Here is a 16,803-nt window from a genome sequence, read left to right on the forward strand (position 1 = left end):
ACGGACGCACCTTCGTGAAGATCGACCGCTGGTTCCCGTCGAGCCAGACGTGCTCGGCGTGGGGAGTGGTCGACGGGCCGAAGCCGCTCTCGATTCGAGAGTGGACGTGTGCAGCGTGTGGTGCGGTCCACGACCGCGACCTCAACGCCGCAATCAACATCCTCGCCGCCGGACGGGCGGAGAGACGAAACGCCCGTGGAGGGACCGTAAGCCCTGCCGCGTAGCGGAAGGCAGGTCCCGGTGAAACAGGAACCCACCGAAGCGGCACGACGTGCCGCTGTAGGAATCCCGGTCGTTCACGGCCGGGGGGACGTCAAGTGAGCGATTCCAGCTGCCCGAAAACAGGGTCGTCGCCGCTATCGAATCGTTATCCTCGCGTCATGGCTATGCGCAACGGTGTCCGGAAACTGACCCGCTACGCGCCGGTGCTCGTCGCCGGTGCGCTGTTGCTCGGCACCGCGGGGGTTGCGGGCGCCGAACCCGTGCGTGGCCCCGATGTCGCGTCGTGGCAACACCCGAACGGCATCTCGATCGACTGGTTCGCGGTGCGCAATGCGGGGCAGGACTTCGCGATGGTCAAGGCGACCGAAGGTCTCGACTACGTCAACCCGTTCTTCGTGCAGGACTGCGTCACGATGCGCCTCGCGCACCTGGCGCGCGGCGCGTACCACTACGCCGATCCGACGCAGTCGCCCGAGGCGCAGGCCGCGTTCTACGCGACGATCGTGCTCGGCATGAACGGCCCCGGCGACCTGCCGCCCGTCCTCGACCTCGAGCACAGCGGTGGTCTCGCGCCCGCGCAGCTGATCGACTGGACGCACCGGTACCTGAATGCTGTGCAGTCGCTCACCGGCAGGCAGCCGATCATCTACACGTATCCGCAGTTCTGGCGCACCGCGATGGCCGACACGCACGAGTTCAGCCACTACCCGCTGTGGATCGCCGACTACAACGGGCAGAACACGCCCGGTCCGCTGCCGGGCGGCTGGAACACATGGTCGTTCTGGCAGTACACCGATTCGGGCCAGCTGCCCGGCATCGGCGCGCCGGTCGACCTCAATGTCTACAGCGGAGCGCAGGGCGACTTCACGAGATACTCGAACGGTCCGGTGTGACAGCCGGTTCCGGGCGCGGCCACGGCCGCCCTTCGAGACGTTCGATGTCGCGGTTGAATCGGCGCAGATAGGCAGCGAAGGCGGCACGGTCGTCGTCGCTCCATTCCGCCGCGACGCGTTCGACCCCATGCACATTGCGCTCGCGGTCGACCTCGAGTCGCACGCGACCCTCGTCGGTGATGCGGAACTTGCGCGCGATCCCGCCGTCCGGATCGGCGATGCGCTCGACCAGCCCGGCGGAGAGCATCGCGGCCGTCTGCCGGTTGAGCGTCGACGAGTCGAGCCCGAGCGCGTCTGCCAGTTGCCCGATCGACATCGGTCCGGCGATCAGGATGCGGCTCAGGAGCGTGTAGGCGCTGCGCTCGAGGTGTTCGCCGTCGCGGTGCGGACGCGGGTTGTACAGGTTGAGGTGCCGCCCGAGCAGCATCATCTCGAACTCGATCGACTCCACTGGTGTGGTCATGCGGCCCTTCCGGAAATCGGGCTGAGCGGACTTTTGGTGCATAGTACACGTGTTGTGCACTATGCACCTCGACTGTACTGTGCATAAAAGTAGGTCTTTTCTCTCTTGTGTTCTAGTCATCGAAGGAGTCCCGGTGGACGGTTCGACACGAGTGCGTCCCGGGGCGCTGGTCGGGGTGCTGGCGTTCGCCGGCATCGTGGCCGCGCTCATGCAGACGCTCGTGGTTCCCCTGATCGCGCAGTTTCCCGAACTGCTCGACACGACGGCCTCCAATGCCACCTGGATCGTCACGGCCACGCTCCTGTGCGGCGCCGTCGCGATGCCCGTCACGGGCCGTCTCGGCGACATGTACGGCAAGAAGCGTGTGCTGCTCGCGTGCACCGTCCCGCTCGTGGTCGGCTCGGTGCTGTGCGCCCTCGCGTCGTCGTTGCTGCCGATGATCGTCGGACGCGGATTGCAGGGGCTCGGCATGGGCATCATCCCGCTCGGGATCAGCGCGCTGCGCGAGTTGCTGCCCCCCGAGAAGCTCGGCACCGCGATCGCGATGATGAGCTCGTCGATGGGCATCGGCGGCGCGCTCGGCCTGCCCGTCGCCGCCGCAGTCGCCGAGAACGCCAGCTGGCGTGCGCTGTTCTGGGGCACCGCCGCGCTGTGCGTCGTCATCGCCCTGCTCGTGCAGTTCGTCGTGCCGTCGACGCCCACCGCCACCGAACGCGCCCGCTTCGACGCTGTCGGCGCGGTCGGCCTCGGCGTGGCCCTCGTGTGCTTCCTGCTCGCCGTCTCGAAGGGCGGCGACTGGGGCTGGGCGAGCCCCACGATCGTCGGGCTGTTCGTCGCGACCGTCGTCGTGCTCGGGCTGTGGGGTTGGTACGAGCTGCGCCGCACCGATCCGCTCGTCGACCTGCGCGTCACCGCGCGTCGGCAGGTGCTGCTCACCAACATCGCGTCGATCGTCGTCGGCTTCTCGATGTACGCGCAGTCGCTCATCGTGCCGCAGCTGCTGCAGCTGCCCGAGGGCACCGGATACGGTCTCGGCCAGTCGATGCTCGCGATGGGTCTGTGGATGGCACCCGGCGGCATCATGATGATGGCCGTCTCGCCCCTCGGCGCCAAGCTGTCCGCACTGCGGGGGCCCAAGACGACGCTGCTGCTCGGCAGCCTGATCATCGCGGCAGGCTACGCGTCGTCGATGGTGCTGATGGGCTCGGCGATCGGCCTCGTCGTGGTGGTGTGCGTGTGCAGCATCGGCGTCGGCTTCGCGTACGGCGCGATGCCCGCTCTCATCATGGGTGCGGTGCCGATGTCGGAAACCGGCGCCGCCAACAGCTTCAACTCGCTCATGCGCTCGATCGGCACGTCCGTGTCCGCCGCCGTCGTCGGCCTCGTGCTCTCGCAGATGAGCATCGACTTCGCGGGTCACACGCTGCCGTCGGAGAACGGCTTCCGCACCGGCATGCTCATCGGCTGCGGGGTCGCACTCGTCGCCGCGGCCGTCACCGCCGCGATTCCGCATGCGCGTTCGGTGCCGTTGCATTCGCACACCAGTCCTGCCCCTCGGCCGAAGGCCGACGCGACGGTCTGAGGTCTCATCCGTGGTCGGGCGCGTCCGCCTCCTGCGCGGCGCGCTCGACACGAGCGAGATGGCGCGACCACCAGGCGTCGTCGACGGCGGGCAGGTTCCGGGCCGAGGCTCGCATCCCCACCTCGCCGTCGACCAGCTCGCGCACGATGTCGGCGTGCCCCGCGTGCCGGTGCGTTTCGGCGATCATGTGCACCAGGACCGCATGCAGCGTGACGTCCGGGGTGCTCCACGGCTCGATGCGGCCGGGCGCATCGAGGTCCAGCGCCTCGATCGTGGTGTCCGCATGGCGGCATGCGCGCCGGTAGTCCGCCACGATCTGCGCGCGCGACTCGTCGGCCGTCGCCCACAGGTCGACATTGGGCTCCTCGCTGGTGAGCCACCCGGGCGGATCGGGCATGGGACGTCCGAACGACTCGCCGAAGTACCCGATCTCGCACCCTGTGAGGTGTTTGACCAGCCCGAGCAGGTTGGTCCCCGTCGGTGTCATCGGACGGCGGATGCCGAACTCGGACAGTGCGTCCAGCTTCCACGCCACCGCGTCGCGGCCGTGCTGCAGGTAGCGGCGCAGATCGTCTTTCGGTCCGGTCATGGCTGCACCCAATCAGATCCGCGCCGCGAAATCACTCTCCGATGCGGCCGCCCGGCTTCCACGCGACGACCACCGCAGGTCGCGGCTGCGCGTCGCCGCCGTCCGGCCAGTGCGACGCCGGCGCGTCGGCGGAGGCGTCGTCGAGCTCGCCGGGATGCTGGACGCACACCACGACCCGATCGTCGGTCACGATCGGCCCGCATGTCTCGGCTCCCTTCGGCACCGTCAGGAACTGTTTCGTCTCACCACGATTCGGGCCGTCGAGTACGACGCTGAACAGTCCGTCGTTCGACTTCAGCGCGTTGCCGTCGGTCGAGATCCACAGGTTGCCGTGCGGGTCGAAGGCGAGATTGTCGGGGCACGAGATCGGGCTGACCGCGCTCTTGTCGAAGCCCCCGAAGTAGGTGTCCGCTGCCTGCGGGTCGCCGCACACGAGCAGCAGGTTCCAGTCGAAGGTGGTGCCCGCGTGGTCGTCGACGAGCTCGAGTACCTGCCCGTTCTTGTTGCCGTTGCGCGGGTTCGCCTCGTCGGCGGGGGCCTTGCCCTCGGCCCCGCGGTTGCTGTTGTTGGTCAACGCGACGTACACGCGGCCGGTCTTCGGGTTCGGCTCGAAATCCTCGGGGCGATCCATCTTGGTGGCGCCCACCTCGTCGCCCGCGAGTCGCGTGAACACCGCGACGTCCTCGGCGCTCATGCCGTCGACGAGCGACTCGCCGCGGCCGTCCTCGCCGGTGCGCAGCAACGGGATCCACTCGCCCGAGCCGTCGAATGCGCCGTCCGCAGGTAGCGCGCCCGTGCCGTCGATCTCGCCCGCCGAGTTGCCCGTGAGCTTCGCGACGTACAGGGTGCCGGCGTCGAGCAGCGTGAGGTTGTGCCGCATCGCCGACGCGCTGCCGCCACTCTGCATCCGCCGGCTGGACACGAACTTGTACATGTAGTCGAATCGTTCGTCGTCGCCGCTGTACGCGACGACGGTGCCGTCGTCCGTCACGTGGATCGTCGCGGCCTCGTGCTTGAACCGGCCCAGCGCGGTGTGCTTGACGGGTGTCGACGCCGGGTCCCACGGATCGATCTCGACGACCCAGCCGAAGCGGTGCACCTCGTTCGGCTCCGCCATGATGTCGAAACGTCTGTCGAAACGTTCCCACTTACGTTCGGACGCACCGCCTTCGATTCCGTAGCGGGCGAGTCGCTCGGCCGCGGCCGGGTCGGCCACGGACTCGGCGTTCGCGAAGTACTGGTTGAAGTTCTCCTCGCCCGACAGCACGGTGCCCCACGGCGTCAGTCCGCCCGAGCAGTTGTTGAGGGTGCCGAGCACCGTGCGCCCCTCGGGATCCGCCGACGTCTTCAGCAGCTCGCTGCCCGCGGCCGGGCCGGTGACGGTGAACGGTGTCGCCGCGGTGATCCGGCGGTTGTATCGCCCGAACTCGGGCGTGAGCGTGCCTCCGTGACCCTTGACCTGGACGACCGAGAGGCCGTGCGCCGCAAGGGCGATTGCGAACTGCTCGCGCGTCGGGTTGTCGGCGTCGTAGCCGGTGAACATGAACGGCTCGGTCGTGTACTCGTGGTTGACCACGAGGAGAGAGGTGTCGGGGCTACCGTCGATCGGCAACAGACCCGCGAAGTCGTTGTTGAAGCCGAACTGCTTCTCCTGGGCGACGGCGCTCTGGTGCGCGAAGTCGAAGGCGGGCGCATCGGGCAGCACCGCGTCACCCCACCGGATCACCACGGCCTGCTCGTAGCCCGCGGGCACGACCACGGCGTCCTCGGTGTTGGGCGCGACCGCGTCGAATGCGGTGCCGCGCGGAATGTCTCCGTTCTCGCCGCCGCCGGGCGCGGTGGCCTGCGCGTCGTTGTCCGAGCACGCCGCGAGCACGCTGCCCGCACCGACCGCGAGCACCGCCATCGCACCGCCCCGCAGCACGCTGCGACGCCGCAGCGCCGTGCGCGCGAGGTCGCGGAAGTACGTGCCGTCCGACGTGTTCGGCACCGCGTGCGCACACGCGTCGCCGCACTTGTAGCGGCACGTGACCGACTGGCGCGACGACTGCCCGTCGTGTGTGACGAACAGCGATAGAGGATCGAGAACGCTCACCTGATGACTCCCGAGTTCTGCGAGTAGCGACTCGGGCACCATAGGAATGCCGATCGCCCCCGAGGCGTCCATTGCGTGAACGCTCGGGGGCGACGAGGTGACAGCTGTGCCGCCTGCTACGTGAGCGCGATGGCGGCGTCGGGTTCGAGCACGCGGAAGGTGAACGATTCCTCGATGTAGAGGTGGACGGCCTCGGCGTCGTGGTGGCTGTAGCCGACCGACAGGTCCTCGCCGACGTCGAGCACGAAGTCGCCACCGCGCTCGCTCACGACGACGGCGCCGGTGACCCCGGGCACGCGCAGGATCTTGCCGTCGAGGATGTGCTCGAGATGTTCGAACAACGGGTACCCGCCGTGCTCGGTGGTCTCGACGATGCGGGTGTATCCCTCGACGGACAATGCGAGCGTGTACGGACCGTCGATGCCGTTGCCGCGCAGCACGTTCACCGCGCGGGCGACGATGCCCGGGTACTGCTTGCAGTCCTGGCCGAGCGTGAGCGGCTCGTACGGCGACACCTCGGTGAGGCCGACGATGCCCGCGTCGTTCCACCCGTGGAAGACCGAACTGTTCTCGATCTCCGCGGCCTGGCGGGCGGCCCGCGCGAGGTCGTCGAACTCGGGATCGGAGGCTCCGCGCTGGATGTCGCCGATCTCGTGCCGGGACACCGTGAACGGCACCCGCACCTCGACGAGCGGCTGCACGCGCCGCTGGCGCACGCGCGCGTCGGTGTTGGTGATGTTGGTGGGCAGCGTGTCGAGCACGGTCGTGCGGCCCAGGTCGACGGCGCTGCGCCGCCACCCGCCCTCGCCACCGTCCCAGTCGACGAACTTGCGTGCCGCGAGCAGCGGGGTGAGACGTTCGCGGGCCTCGTCGTCGATGGCGCTCCACGCGAGCGTCGGGATGGGCGCGTGGTCGCGCAGCAGGTGATTGGAGCTCACGTCACTCACTGTCCTTTCAAGCTTCCGATACCGAGGCCGCCGGCCTCGGGGGTGCGTTCGGGCCCCGCACTGCTGCCCGTGTCTTCGTTGGCCTCAACGTACTCTTCGGGGTCCTTGTCGGACGTGTCCACCGTGGCCCTGCTCGGATGTTCGGCGAAGTACGCGGCGAACCTCCGTCCGAGTGCCTCACGCAGGCCCGACGGCGCCGTGCGGCGGAAGTTCGCGAGACCTTCGCGTTCCTCCTCCGCCCTGTGCTCGTCGTTCGCGAGTCGCGCCCGGTCGACCGCCGCCCACCACTCGTCCGACCCGACGTCGACGTTCTCGGCGTCGCGCACGCCGTCGCGGATGTCGTTGTGGTCGCCGATGGCGTCGAGCGTCTCGTCCTCGGGATCCTCGCCGACCCGCAGCAACTGCGGGTAGAAGATCTCCTCTTCGGCGACGGCGTGCACGTCGAGGCGGTCGGCGAGCGGACGCCACACGCGCTCGAGTTCGGCCGTGCCTGCCTGCGTGGTGGTGCGGGTCGCCCGCAGGTCGTCGAGCACCGCGAACTGTTCGCGAAACCACGTGTGGTCCTCGAAGATCAGATCGGTGATGTCGCTCATGCTCCCGACGGTAGCGGCTGCGCGGGCCGCTGGGGGGTCATCTGCTCGTCTACCCTGACGGCATGATCGACCCCGCCTCCGACCGAGCGATTCACGCAGTCCTGTTCGACTTCTCCGGCACGTTGTTCCGGCTCGAGGCGAACGATCGGTGGGACGCGCTGTTCACCACCGCGGAGGGGTCGTCGCTCGATGCCGACGAGCGGTCGCTGGTGATGACGCGCATGACCGCGCCGGTCGGCTCGGACGTCCCGATGGACGCCGAGCAGCAGCGCGCGTGGGAGCGCCGCGATCTCGATCCCGCGATGCACCGGGCTGCCTACCTGCACGTGCTCGAGTCCTCGGGTGTCACCGACGCAGCCGCGCGGGACGCCCTGTACGCGCTCGCCGTCGACCCCGACGGGTGGACGCCCTATCCGGACACGGGCGAGGTGTTGGCGCGCCTGCACGCGCGTGGCGTGCGCGTCGGGGTGCTGAGCAACATCGCGTTCGACGCCCGCGCAGCGTTCGCGTCGCGCGGTTGGGACCGGTTCGTCGGGGCGTTCGTGCTGTCCTTCGAGGTGGGCGTGGTCAAGCCGGACCTCGCGATCTTCGAGATCGCGATGCGTGAGCTCGGAGTCACCCCGGAACACACCCTGATGGTGGGCGACAGCGCGCACGCCGACGGGGCCGCGACCGAACTGGGATGCGCGTTCACCCAGGTCGACCCGCTGCCGACGGCGCAGCGGCCGACCGCCCTGCTCGACGGCGTGCGTGCGTACGTGCCGATCGGATAACGACTCCACCGATTTCCGCGGTGGCGTGACGCGTCGTTCGCCACGATGAGCGCATGACGTGGAAGCGGCTCGCGGTGCTGTTCGCAGGGCTGCTCGCGCTGTTCACGTTCGCCGGCCCCGCGCAGGCCGCACCGCCCGCCCCGTGGTTCGCCGACTCCGCCGGCTCCGCCGTCCAGGTCGTCGAGGTCGACGGGCACGGCGACGGCACGGCGTCGGTGTCCCTGTGGGTGCGCTCGCCGCTCGGCTGGTCGCGGGTGCTCGGTCCGGTGCCCGGCTTCGTCGGCTCCGACGGCATCACCGACGGCCCGGCGCGCGACGGCGTGCCCGCGACGCCCGCCGGGGTGTTCACGCTGGACTCGGCGTTCGGCACCGACCCCGCGCCCGGCGGCGTACTCCCGTACCGGCAGGTCGACGGCGACGACTGGTGGGTCGGCGACGCGGACAGCGCGGCATTCGACACCCATCAGCGGTGTGCGCCGGGCACGTGCGGCTTCGACGAGTCCGCGAGCGAGAACCTCGCGATCCCGCAGTACGCACTCTCGGTGGTGATGGGCGTGAACCCGGAGCACACGCCCGGCGCGGGCTCCGCGTTCTTCCTGCACGTCTCCGACGGCACGCCCACCGAGGGGTGCGTGGCGATCGCGAAGGAACCGCTCACGCAGATCGTGCGGTCGCTGCTCCCCGGCGCGGTCGTGGCGATCCGCAGCTGAGGCTGCTGCCCGGTCCGCGAGTCAGGACGCCGTCAGCAGCGGCCACAGTCCGTCCCCGCCCGCCGCGAGTGCCGCACGCGTGAGCCGCTCGTCCCACTCTCGCGTCGACCCGTACTCCGACCGCCACGCGAGCGCGCGAGTGGTGTACCGGTGCAGCGCGTGTTCGCGCGTGAACCCGATCGCGCCGAACGCCTGGTGAGCTGCCCGCGTGACCGTCGAGGCACCGTGTCCGGCAGTCGATTTCGCGGCAGCGACCGCAAACGTCGTGGTATCGGTGCCGAAGCCGTCGCGTAGTGCGGTCGCCACCGCCGCGTCGACGGTCGCCTGGACGAGGGCGGTCTCGGTCGCGATGTCCGCGGCCAGGAACTGCACCGCCTGGAAGCGCGCGAGTGGGCGGCCGAACTGGGTACGGGCCGTCGTGTGTTCGACGACGAGTTCGAGGATCCGGTCCAGTGCGCCCGCGACGGCGGCGGCCCGCGCGAGTGCCCCCTTCAGTCGGAGCTCGCCGACGAGCGTGGCGTCGATCCGGGTGGCCGATTCCAGCGCCGCGGCGTCGACGTGCAGGTGATCGCGCGGTTCGCCCGCGTAGTTCTCGGCGTCGGTGACGCTCACGGAGGCGCGCGGCAGATCCGCGACGTGCCACTGCGAATCATGCTGGAACACAACGACGATACGGTCGACGTCGCGGGCCCAGGGGACACTGCGAGCCTGGAAACCGCCGGGAGTTTCCTCGGCCACCGCGACGGTGCGGATGCCGTCGCTCGGTGCGACCGGCAGACGGGCCGCCGCGAGGAGCGGCAGTGCCAGCAGGTCGTTCTCGGCGAGGGGAAGGCTCACCGCGTGTGCGCCCGCGGCGCCGAGCAACACTGCCGCCTCGTCCCACGTCGCGCCGCTGCCGCCGACCGACTCGTCGGCCGTCAGCCACGTCGCGCCGACCTCGTCGAGTGTCGACCACAGCGTGCGGTCGAGCCGCGGGCTGTCGTCGGCCGCGCCTCGGGCGAACAGGCCGTCCAGCATGTCCGCGAACTCGCGGTGCCGGGTGCCGCCTCGAGCGCTCATCACCGCATCCCCAATCCCCGCGCGATCACGCCGCGCAGAATCTCCGTCGTTCCGCCTCGCAGAGTGAAGCCCGGGCGCTGCATGACCCCCGCACGCACCATGGCATCGAATTCTTCGCCGTCGAACCGTGTTTCGCCGTGCATCTCGTCGGCGAGCTCGGCGACGTCGCCCTCGGTTTCGGTGCCGAGCACCTTGACGACCGCGGCCGCGAGGTCGGCGTCCTCGCCGCGCGCCAGTGACCCCGCGACGGCCGACGACATGTGATGCAGCCCGTACATACGGCCGATCAGCCGGCCGATGCCCGGATCGGCCGGGACATGATCTGCGGCCGCCTCGTCACACAGGGCACCGAGCAGTGCGAACGTCGACAGGAACCGTTCGGGCCCGCTGCGCTCGTAGCCGAGCTCCGACGTCACCTGGACCCAGCCGTCGCCGATGGTGCCGAGCACGAGCTCGTCCGGCACGAACACGCCGTCGAGGATCACCTCGTTGAAGTGGTGCGCCCCGGTCATCGACAGGATCGGCCTGATCGTGATGCCCGGCGAATCGAGCAGCACCACGAACTGGCTCAGCCCGTCGTGCCGGTGCGCCGGGTCGAGGGGCGACGAACGCGCGAGACAGAAGAATCCGTCGGCGTGGTGCGCGCCGGACGTCCACAGCTTGGTGCCGTCGATGCGCCACCCGCCGTCGACACGGGTCGCCTTCGTTCGCACGCTCGCGAGGTCCGAGCCGGATTCGGGCTCGGACATCCCGATGGCCCAGCAGATCTCGCCGCGCGCGATGCCGGGCAGGAAGCGCTGCTTCTGTTCCTCGGAGCCGAACTTCAGCAGCGACGGCGCTGCCTGCCGGTCGGCCACCCATTGCCCGGCGACCGGTGCACCGACCGCGAGCAGTTCCTCGGTGACGACGAACCGTTCGAGGAAGCTGCGGCCGTGCCCACCGTACTCGCGGGGAATGGTCATGCCGATCCAGCCGCGCTCGGCGAGGGCCTTGGTGAACGCCTCGTCGCGTCGCGTGAGCCACGAATCGACCGCGGGAACGAAAGCGCCCGAGTCGATCTGTTCGCGCAGGAACTCGCGTACCTCGGCGCGCAGGCCGTCCAGTCCGTCCGGTGGCTCGGTCGCGGGGGGAACAAGTCGTGTCATCGGCTGCCGTCCTTCTGTGTCGTCATGCCCGTGTACCCCCCTGTGTCGTCCCCGTGTACCCCACGAGGCTCAAGGCGAGATACCGGTATCGTTCGGCGATGTCGTCGACGGTGTCGGGACCCTCGGGCGAATACCAGTACGCGATCGAGTTGCACATCGCGACGATCGCGCGCCGCGCGTCGTCCGGGTACGGGGTGCGGAACACACCGGTCCGCACCCCGTCGGCGACGGCGGTGCGCAACGGATCGATCGACGCGTGCTGGCGCTGCTGGTAGTCGGCGAGATGCGCGGGTTCGAGATTGCGCACCTCGGTCTGTACGAGCCGGCTCTGCTGCTGGTGCAGCGTGCGGAATCGCACCAGCCCGGTGACGACTGCGCACAACCGGGCGTCGGGTTCGTCTGTCGCACGGTCGAGTTCGGCGGTACACACGTCGACGAACGTCGCGAGCCCGTCGTCGAGGATCGCCCGCAGCAGATCCTGCTTGCTCGCGTAGTAGTAGTACAGCGCCGACAGGCTCACGTCTGCGTGCTGCGCGATCGCGCGGATCGATGCGCCGCCGTATCCGCGGTCGACGAACTCGCGGCGGGCGACGTCGACCAGCTCACGCTGCCGGGCGCCGATCGTTGCTGTGCTCACGAGTGCTCCACGAGTGCGGCGACCTCGCTCTTGACGAGCTTGCCGGTCGGTGTCCGGGGCAACGAGTGCACGAAGACGACCTGCCGCGGACACTTGTAGTGCGCCATCGTGTTGCGACAGTGCGTCATCAGTTCGTCGGCCAGCGCCTGCGTCGGCGCGGCGCCGTCGGCAGGATGTACGACGGCCGTCACCACCTGGCCCATCTCGGGATCCGGCGTGCCGATCACGGCGACGTCGTGCACGAACGGATGGAAGCCGAGTGCGTTCTCCACTTCCTGGGGGTAGATGTTGACGCCGCCCGAGATGATGGTGAACTTGGCCCGGTCGGTGAGGAACAGGTAGTCGTCCTCGTCGAGGTACCCGATGTCGCCGGTCGTGTTCCATCCGGGCCGTGTCGGGTGTCGAGCCTCCGCGGTCTTCGCCGGGTCGTTGTGGTACTCGAAGCTGTAGTCGTGCCGCTCGAAGTACACGAGCCCGATCTCGCCGCGCGGAAGCTCGTTTCCCGTCTCGTCGCAGATGTGGGCGACTCCGGTGGAGTCCGGTCCGCTGCGACCGACACTGCCCGGCTTCCGTAGCCACTCGGCTGGAGAGATGTTCGTGCCGCCGCACGATTCGGTCGACGAGTAGTACTCGTAGAGGACTTCGCCCCACCACTCGAACATTGCACGTTTGACGTCCACCGGACACGGCGCGGCCGAGTGGATCGCGACCCGCAGCGTCGACAAGTCGTATCGTGCGCGCACGTCCGCGGGCAGTCGCAGCATTCGGACGAAATGCGTGGGGACCCACTGACTGTGGGTGACCCCGTACTTCTCGATCGTCGCAAGCGCGTTCTCGGCGTCGAACCGCGACACCATCACCACGGTCCCTCCCAGCGCGAGCGCGCCTGCCCCGTAGCGCAGCGGCGCCGCGTGGTAGACGGGCGCGGGTGAGAAGTACACACTGGCGGCGTCGAATCCGAACCGTCGACGCATCAGCTCGGTGACGTGTGGGCCTGGCTCGTCGGCGACACCGGCGCCGTTGAGCGCGGGTTTGATTCCCTTGGGCCGTCCGGTGGTTCCGGACGAGTAGAGCATGTCGGTACCGCGTGGTTGGTCCTCGGGCTCGTCCTGCGGCATCGTCGCGAGCTCGGCCGCGTAGTCGCGATGTCCGGCGACCGCACCGGAGAATGCGGCACGGACCCGCACGCCCGGAGTGTCCGCGACGATCTCGGCGGCGAGTTCGGCCAGTGTCGCGGAGACCAGCAGAACCGATGCACCGCAGTCGTTCACGATGTAGCTGATCTCGGGCGCCGACAGATGCGTGTTGACGAGCGTGACGTACATGCCGGAGCGGACGGCTCCCCAGTAGATCTCGTACACCGTCGGGTCGTTCGTCGACAGTACCGCGATGTGGTCCCCCGGCCCGAGCCCGTGCGCGCGCAGCCAGTGGGCGCAACGGATCGCGCCGTCCTCCAGCTCGGCGTAGGTGACGACGCGGCCACTGTGCGCGTCGACGACGGCGGGCTTGTCGGGCGTTCGTGCCGCGTGGATTCCCGGATACATGTCGCGGCCCCTACAGGCCCGCGCTCTTGGCGACGATCGTCTTCATGACCTCGCTCGTGCCGCCGTAGATGCGGGTGACGCGTGTGTCGGCGTAGAGCCGGGCGACGGGGTACTCGGTGATGTACCCGTAGCCGCCGTGCAGCTGGAGGCACTTGTCGATCACGCGGCCCGCCATCTCGGTGCAGTGCAACTTCGCCATCGCTGCGTCGGACACCGTGAGCTCGCCGCGGTCGAGGAGTTCGAGGCAGTGATCGACGAATACGCGCGCCGCGGTGGCGTCGGTGACGCACTCCGCGACGACGAACTTCGAGTTCTGGAAAGACGCGACGGGCTTGCCGAACACACTGCGTTCCTTGATGTATGCCGTCGCGTGTGCGATCGCGGCCTCGGCCTGCGCGACGCTGTTGAGCGCGATGCTCAGCCGTTCCTGCGGCAGATTGTGCGTGAGATAGCCGAATGCGTCGCCCTCGGTGCCGAGAAGGTTCTCGACCGGTACCGCGACGTCCTCGAACACGAGCTCGGCGGTGTCCTGCTGATGCAGGCCGAGCTTGTCGAGCTTGCGGCCGACGCTGAAGCCCGGGCTGTCGGTGGGCACGCAGAGGATCGACAGGCCCGCGCGGCGGTTGTCCGGGTCGAAGGGCGCGGTGCGGCACACCGTGAGCACGAGGTCGGCCGTCACACCGCCGGTGATGAACGTCTTGGCACCGTTGACCACGTAGTGCGTGCCGTCGGCCGACAGCGTGGCCGAGGTCGAGATGTTCGCGAGGTCCGAGCCGGTGCCGGGCTCGGTCATCGCGATCGCGGTCATGAGCTCGCCCGACGCGAACTTCGGCAGCCAGCGCTGCTTCTGTTCGTCGGTCGCGTACTCGAGCAGGTACGGCAGGATCAGGCAGCAGTGCACGGTGTACGAGCCGAACGAGACACCGGCCCGCGCAACCTCTTCGAACACGATCGCCGAGTACGCGAAGCTCTTCTCGCCCGCGCCGCCGTACTGCTCGGGTACCTGGATCCCGAGGATTCCGAGCTCGCCGAGGCGCAGGAAGAAGTCGCGATCGGGGCGCCCGAGTTCGTCCCACTTCTCCCGCTGGGGAACCACTTCCTTCTCGATGAAATCGCGTACCATCGAACGGAACTCGTCGTGCTCGGCATGGAAGATCGTGCGTTTCACGTGGGTGCTCCTGTCGGCAGTTCGGGGACGATCGGGAGGGGGCGGGTCAGCGCCCGGTGAAGTCGCCCGTGCGCTTCGACAGCATCGCGTCGAGCGCCTCGCGGTGATCGTCGGTGTGGTGGGAGATCGCCTGCAGCGCCGCAGACAGTTCGAGAAGCCCTGCGAGGTCCTGCTTCTCGGACTGGCGCAGCAGCTTCTTGGTCATCCGCAGGGTGTGCGGCGGGTTGACGGCAACACGCCGGGCCAATGCGTAGGCGGCGTCGAGGAGGCCGTCCGGCTCGGTCACCTCGGACACGAGACCCCACTCGAGCGCCTTGTGTGCGTCGATGCGGTCCCCCGTGAACGCCATCTCGGCCGCACGCGCGGGCCCGATCACGCGTGGCAGGAACCACGCGCCGCCGTCGCCGGGGATGATGCCGAGCTTGACGAAGCTCTCGGCGAAGAACGCGGTGCTCGAGGCGATCCGCATGTCGGCCATGAGTGCGAGATCGCAGCCGGCGCCCACGGCGGGGCCGTTGACGGCCGCGACGACCGGCACCTCGCAGTGGTACAGCGCGAGCGGAATGCGCTGGATGCCCGAACGATAGCCGTCGCGCAGTTCGCGCGGGCTGCCGCCGAACATCCCCGCGCGATCGGCCATGTCCTTGATGTTTCCCCCGGCCGAGAACGCCGAGCCGGCGCCCGTGAGGACGACGACGCGCGTGTCGGGGTCGGCGTTGACGTCGTCGACGAGCTGCACGATGCGGTCCACCATCGCGGGGCCCGAGATGGGATTGCGGGCGTCGGGCAGGTTGAGCGTCCACGTCGTGACGTGACCGTCGGTGGTGGACAGGACGGCACTTTCGGAGCTGGACATCGGCGCCTTTCGATCGGTCGCGCGGCGTGGTGCCGCTCACTGTTCGAACGATCGTTAAGTTAGCCGCGCCGTGGCACGCCGTCCAGAGGCGGCGCGAGTGGCAATCGCTGTCGGTGCGATAGGCGAAACCTCTGCGTACCCGGCCGGCACTGCGTACCCGGCCGGCGCTGCGTACCCGAATGCCTGACACGCGAGCACGAGCCGGGCACACTCTTCCTATGGGCGAACTCGTCTACTCCGCACTGGCGTCGCTCGACGGCCACACCGCCGACGTGTACGGCGGATTCGACTGGGCTGCACCCGACGCCGAGGTCCACGCGTTCGTCAACGAATGCGAGCGCGACGTCGGCACCTATTACTTCGGTCGCCGCATGTACCACACGATGGCCGTGTGGGAGGAGATGGACGTCGCGGACGAACCCGCCCCGGTGCGGGAGTACGCCCGCATGTGGCGCGGCGCCGACAAGGTCGTGTTCTCGTCGACGCTGCCCGAGGTGTGGACGCCGAACACCCGCCTCGAACGGCACTTCGATCCCGATGTCGTGGCGCGCGAGGTCGCGGCGTCCGACCGCGACGTGTCGATCGGCGGGCCGACCGTGGCCGCCGCAGCCGACGACGCGGGCCTGATCGATCGATACCGGCTGTTCGTGATGCCGGTACTCGTCGGCGGCGGCCTCCGGGTGTGGCAGGGCGTGCGACGGCACGACCTCGAACTCGTGGGCCACCGTTCGTTCGCGAGCGGCGTGGTGTTCCTCGACTACCGTCGCGTGCGGGCCTGAATCACAGGACCTGCGACAGGAACTGTTGCAGGCGTTCGGTCTCCGGCTTCTCGAACAGCTGCTCCGGCTTGCCGGTCTCCACGACCGCGCCGTGGTCCATGAAGAGCACCGTGTCCGACACCTGACGTGCGAAGCCCATCTCGTGCGTCACCACGACCATCGTCATGCCGCCACCGGCGAGATCGGCCATGACCGCGAGGATGCCCTTGACCAGCTCCGGGTCGAGCGCCGAGGTCGCCTCGTCGAAGAACATGACCTGCGGCTTCATCGCGAGCGCCCGCGCGATCGCGACACGCTGCTGTTGACCGCCCGACAGATTGCCGGGACGCGAATCGGCCTTCGCGGTGAGCCCGACGAGCTCGAGCTGCTCCAGCGCGAGTGCGCGCGCCTCGTCCTTCGACATGCCCTTGAGCTTGCGCGGTGCGAGCGCGACGTTGTCGGCGACCGTCTTGTGCGGGAACAGGTTGAAGTGCTGGAACACCATGCCGATGCGTTGACGCAATCGGTCGGGATCGTCCTTCGACACCGACTTGCCGTCGAGCAGGATGTCGCCCTGGTCGGGTTCGTGCAGGCGGTTGAGGACGCGCAGCAGCGTCGACTTGCCGGAGCCGGACGGCCCGATGACGGTGACGGCGTGGCCGGCGTCGACGTGGATGTCGACGCCGCGCAGCACCTTGTTCGCGCCGAACGCGAGGTGCAGGTCCTTGCCGGTGAGCGAGACGGATTCGGTGGCTGCGACGGTCATCGC

General features: G+C 69.1%; 18 protein-coding genes. 6 read left to right on the forward strand and 12 right to left on the reverse strand.

The genetic code is table 11. The annotated features are described in order from the left end of the window. Together HCA44_RS15695 and HCA44_RS15700 are read left to right on the forward strand one after the other, a co-directional pair. A partial coding sequence (locus tag HCA44_RS15695) for a zinc ribbon domain-containing protein (RefSeq protein WP_169650046.1) occupies window positions 1-224 on the forward strand: 224 nt, incomplete at its 5' end. Window positions 225-380: 156 nt separating this feature from the next. Then, on the forward strand, window positions 381-1,115 hold the full coding sequence (locus HCA44_RS15700) for a glycoside hydrolase family 25 protein (RefSeq protein ID WP_169650048.1): 735 nt from the start codon (window positions 381-383) through the stop codon (window positions 1,113-1,115). On the opposite strand, the gene HCA44_RS15705 is transcribed toward HCA44_RS15700, so the two are convergent. Beyond that, window positions 1,087-1,578 (reverse strand): MarR family transcriptional regulator, encoded by a 492-nt coding sequence (locus HCA44_RS15705; RefSeq protein WP_169650050.1) that lies wholly within the window; start codon window positions 1,576-1,578, stop codon window positions 1,087-1,089. The two genes, HCA44_RS15700 and HCA44_RS15705, sit on opposite strands and share 29 nt — an antisense overlap. Window positions 1,579-1,639: 61 nt before the next feature. Between HCA44_RS15705 and HCA44_RS15710 the strand changes: the two genes are divergently transcribed. Then, window positions 1,640-3,160 carry an MFS transporter gene (locus HCA44_RS15710; RefSeq protein ID WP_169650052.1) on the forward strand — a complete coding sequence of 507 codons (1,521 nt, stop codon included), beginning with the start codon at window positions 1,640-1,642 and terminating at the stop codon, window positions 3,158-3,160. A gap of 4 nt (window positions 3,161-3,164) precedes the next feature. On the opposite strand, the gene HCA44_RS15715 is transcribed toward HCA44_RS15710, so the two are convergent. The 4 genes from HCA44_RS15715 to HCA44_RS15730 all read right to left on the reverse strand — a co-directional run bounded on the left by HCA44_RS15715 (window position 3,165) and on the right by HCA44_RS15730 (window position 7,384). After that, window positions 3,165-3,749 carry a DinB family protein gene (locus HCA44_RS15715; protein WP_169650054.1) on the reverse strand — a complete coding sequence of 195 codons (585 nt, stop codon included), beginning with the start codon at window positions 3,747-3,749 and terminating at the stop codon, window positions 3,165-3,167. A gap of 31 nt (window positions 3,750-3,780) precedes the next feature. Next, the gene (locus tag HCA44_RS15720; RefSeq protein ID WP_169650254.1) at window positions 3,781-5,886 is read right to left on the reverse strand and encodes a PhoX family phosphatase; all 2,106 of its coding nucleotides are present in this window, start codon (window positions 5,884-5,886) and stop codon (window positions 3,781-3,783) included. Window positions 5,887-5,960: 74 nt separating this feature from the next. After that, window positions 5,961-6,782, reverse strand: a complete 822-nt coding sequence (locus HCA44_RS15725; protein ID WP_169650056.1) for a family 1 encapsulin nanocompartment shell protein — start codon at window positions 6,780-6,782, stop codon at window positions 5,961-5,963. Between the two features lie 5 nt (window positions 6,783-6,787). Beyond that, the gene (locus tag HCA44_RS15730) at window positions 6,788-7,384 is read right to left on the reverse strand and encodes a hemerythrin domain-containing protein (protein ID WP_169650058.1); all 597 of its coding nucleotides are present in this window, start codon (window positions 7,382-7,384) and stop codon (window positions 6,788-6,790) included. 62 nt (window positions 7,385-7,446) lie between these two features. Between HCA44_RS15730 and HCA44_RS15735 the strand changes: the two genes are divergently transcribed. Beyond that, complete coding sequence (locus tag HCA44_RS15735; RefSeq protein ID WP_169650060.1) at window positions 7,447-8,157, forward strand: HAD-IA family hydrolase; 711 nt, start codon at window positions 7,447-7,449, stop codon at window positions 8,155-8,157. A 53-nt stretch (window positions 8,158-8,210) separates the two neighbouring features. After that, complete coding sequence (locus tag HCA44_RS15740; RefSeq protein ID WP_169650062.1) at window positions 8,211-8,867, forward strand: hypothetical protein; 657 nt, start codon at window positions 8,211-8,213, stop codon at window positions 8,865-8,867. Between the two features lie 21 nt (window positions 8,868-8,888). On the opposite strand, the gene HCA44_RS15745 is transcribed toward HCA44_RS15740, so the two are convergent. The 6 genes from HCA44_RS15745 to HCA44_RS15770 are packed head-to-tail and all read right to left on the reverse strand — an operon-like array spanning window position 8,889 to window position 15,276. Further along, window positions 8,889-9,926, reverse strand: coding sequence for an acyl-CoA dehydrogenase family protein (locus HCA44_RS15745; protein WP_169650064.1), 1,038 nt, complete (start codon window positions 9,924-9,926; stop codon window positions 8,889-8,891). Beyond that, window positions 9,926-11,071 carry an acyl-CoA dehydrogenase family protein gene (locus HCA44_RS15750; protein WP_169650066.1) on the reverse strand — a complete coding sequence of 382 codons (1,146 nt, stop codon included), beginning with the start codon at window positions 11,069-11,071 and terminating at the stop codon, window positions 9,926-9,928. The genes HCA44_RS15745 and HCA44_RS15750 overlap by 1 nt, the downstream gene beginning before the upstream one ends. A 22-nt stretch (window positions 11,072-11,093) precedes the next feature. Next, a complete protein-coding gene (locus tag HCA44_RS15755) occupies window positions 11,094-11,708 on the reverse strand; it encodes a TetR/AcrR family transcriptional regulator (protein ID WP_346764746.1) in 615 nt (204 codons plus the stop codon). Next, window positions 11,705-13,252, reverse strand: a complete 1,548-nt coding sequence (locus HCA44_RS15760) for an acyl-CoA synthetase (RefSeq protein ID WP_169650067.1) — start codon at window positions 13,250-13,252, stop codon at window positions 11,705-11,707. Before HCA44_RS15760 ends, HCA44_RS15755 begins: the two co-directional genes overlap by 4 nt. Window positions 13,253-13,262: 10 nt before the next feature. Beyond that, window positions 13,263-14,420 carry an acyl-CoA dehydrogenase family protein gene (locus HCA44_RS15765; RefSeq protein ID WP_169650069.1) on the reverse strand — a complete coding sequence of 386 codons (1,158 nt, stop codon included), beginning with the start codon at window positions 14,418-14,420 and terminating at the stop codon, window positions 13,263-13,265. A gap of 46 nt (window positions 14,421-14,466) precedes the next feature. Then, entirely contained in the window at window positions 14,467-15,276 is an 810-nt protein-coding gene (locus HCA44_RS15770; protein ID WP_169650071.1) for a crotonase/enoyl-CoA hydratase family protein, read from the reverse strand. Window positions 15,277-15,494: 218 nt separating this feature from the next. Between HCA44_RS15770 and HCA44_RS15775 the strand changes: the two genes are divergently transcribed. Next, on the forward strand, window positions 15,495-16,055 hold the full coding sequence (locus tag HCA44_RS15775) for a dihydrofolate reductase family protein (protein WP_169650072.1): 561 nt from the start codon (window positions 15,495-15,497) through the stop codon (window positions 16,053-16,055). A 1-nt stretch (window position 16,056) separates the two neighbouring features. Here HCA44_RS15775 and HCA44_RS15780 read toward each other — a convergent pair whose 3' ends face one another. Next, window positions 16,057-16,800 carry an amino acid ABC transporter ATP-binding protein gene (locus tag HCA44_RS15780; RefSeq protein ID WP_169650074.1) on the reverse strand — a complete coding sequence of 248 codons (744 nt, stop codon included), beginning with the start codon at window positions 16,798-16,800 and terminating at the stop codon, window positions 16,057-16,059. Window positions 16,801-16,803: the final 3 nt, after the last annotated feature.

This window comes from Rhodococcus sp. HNM0569 (genome assembly GCF_012726205.1).
Lineage (GTDB): Bacteria > Actinomycetota > Actinomycetes > Mycobacteriales > Mycobacteriaceae > Rhodococcus_F.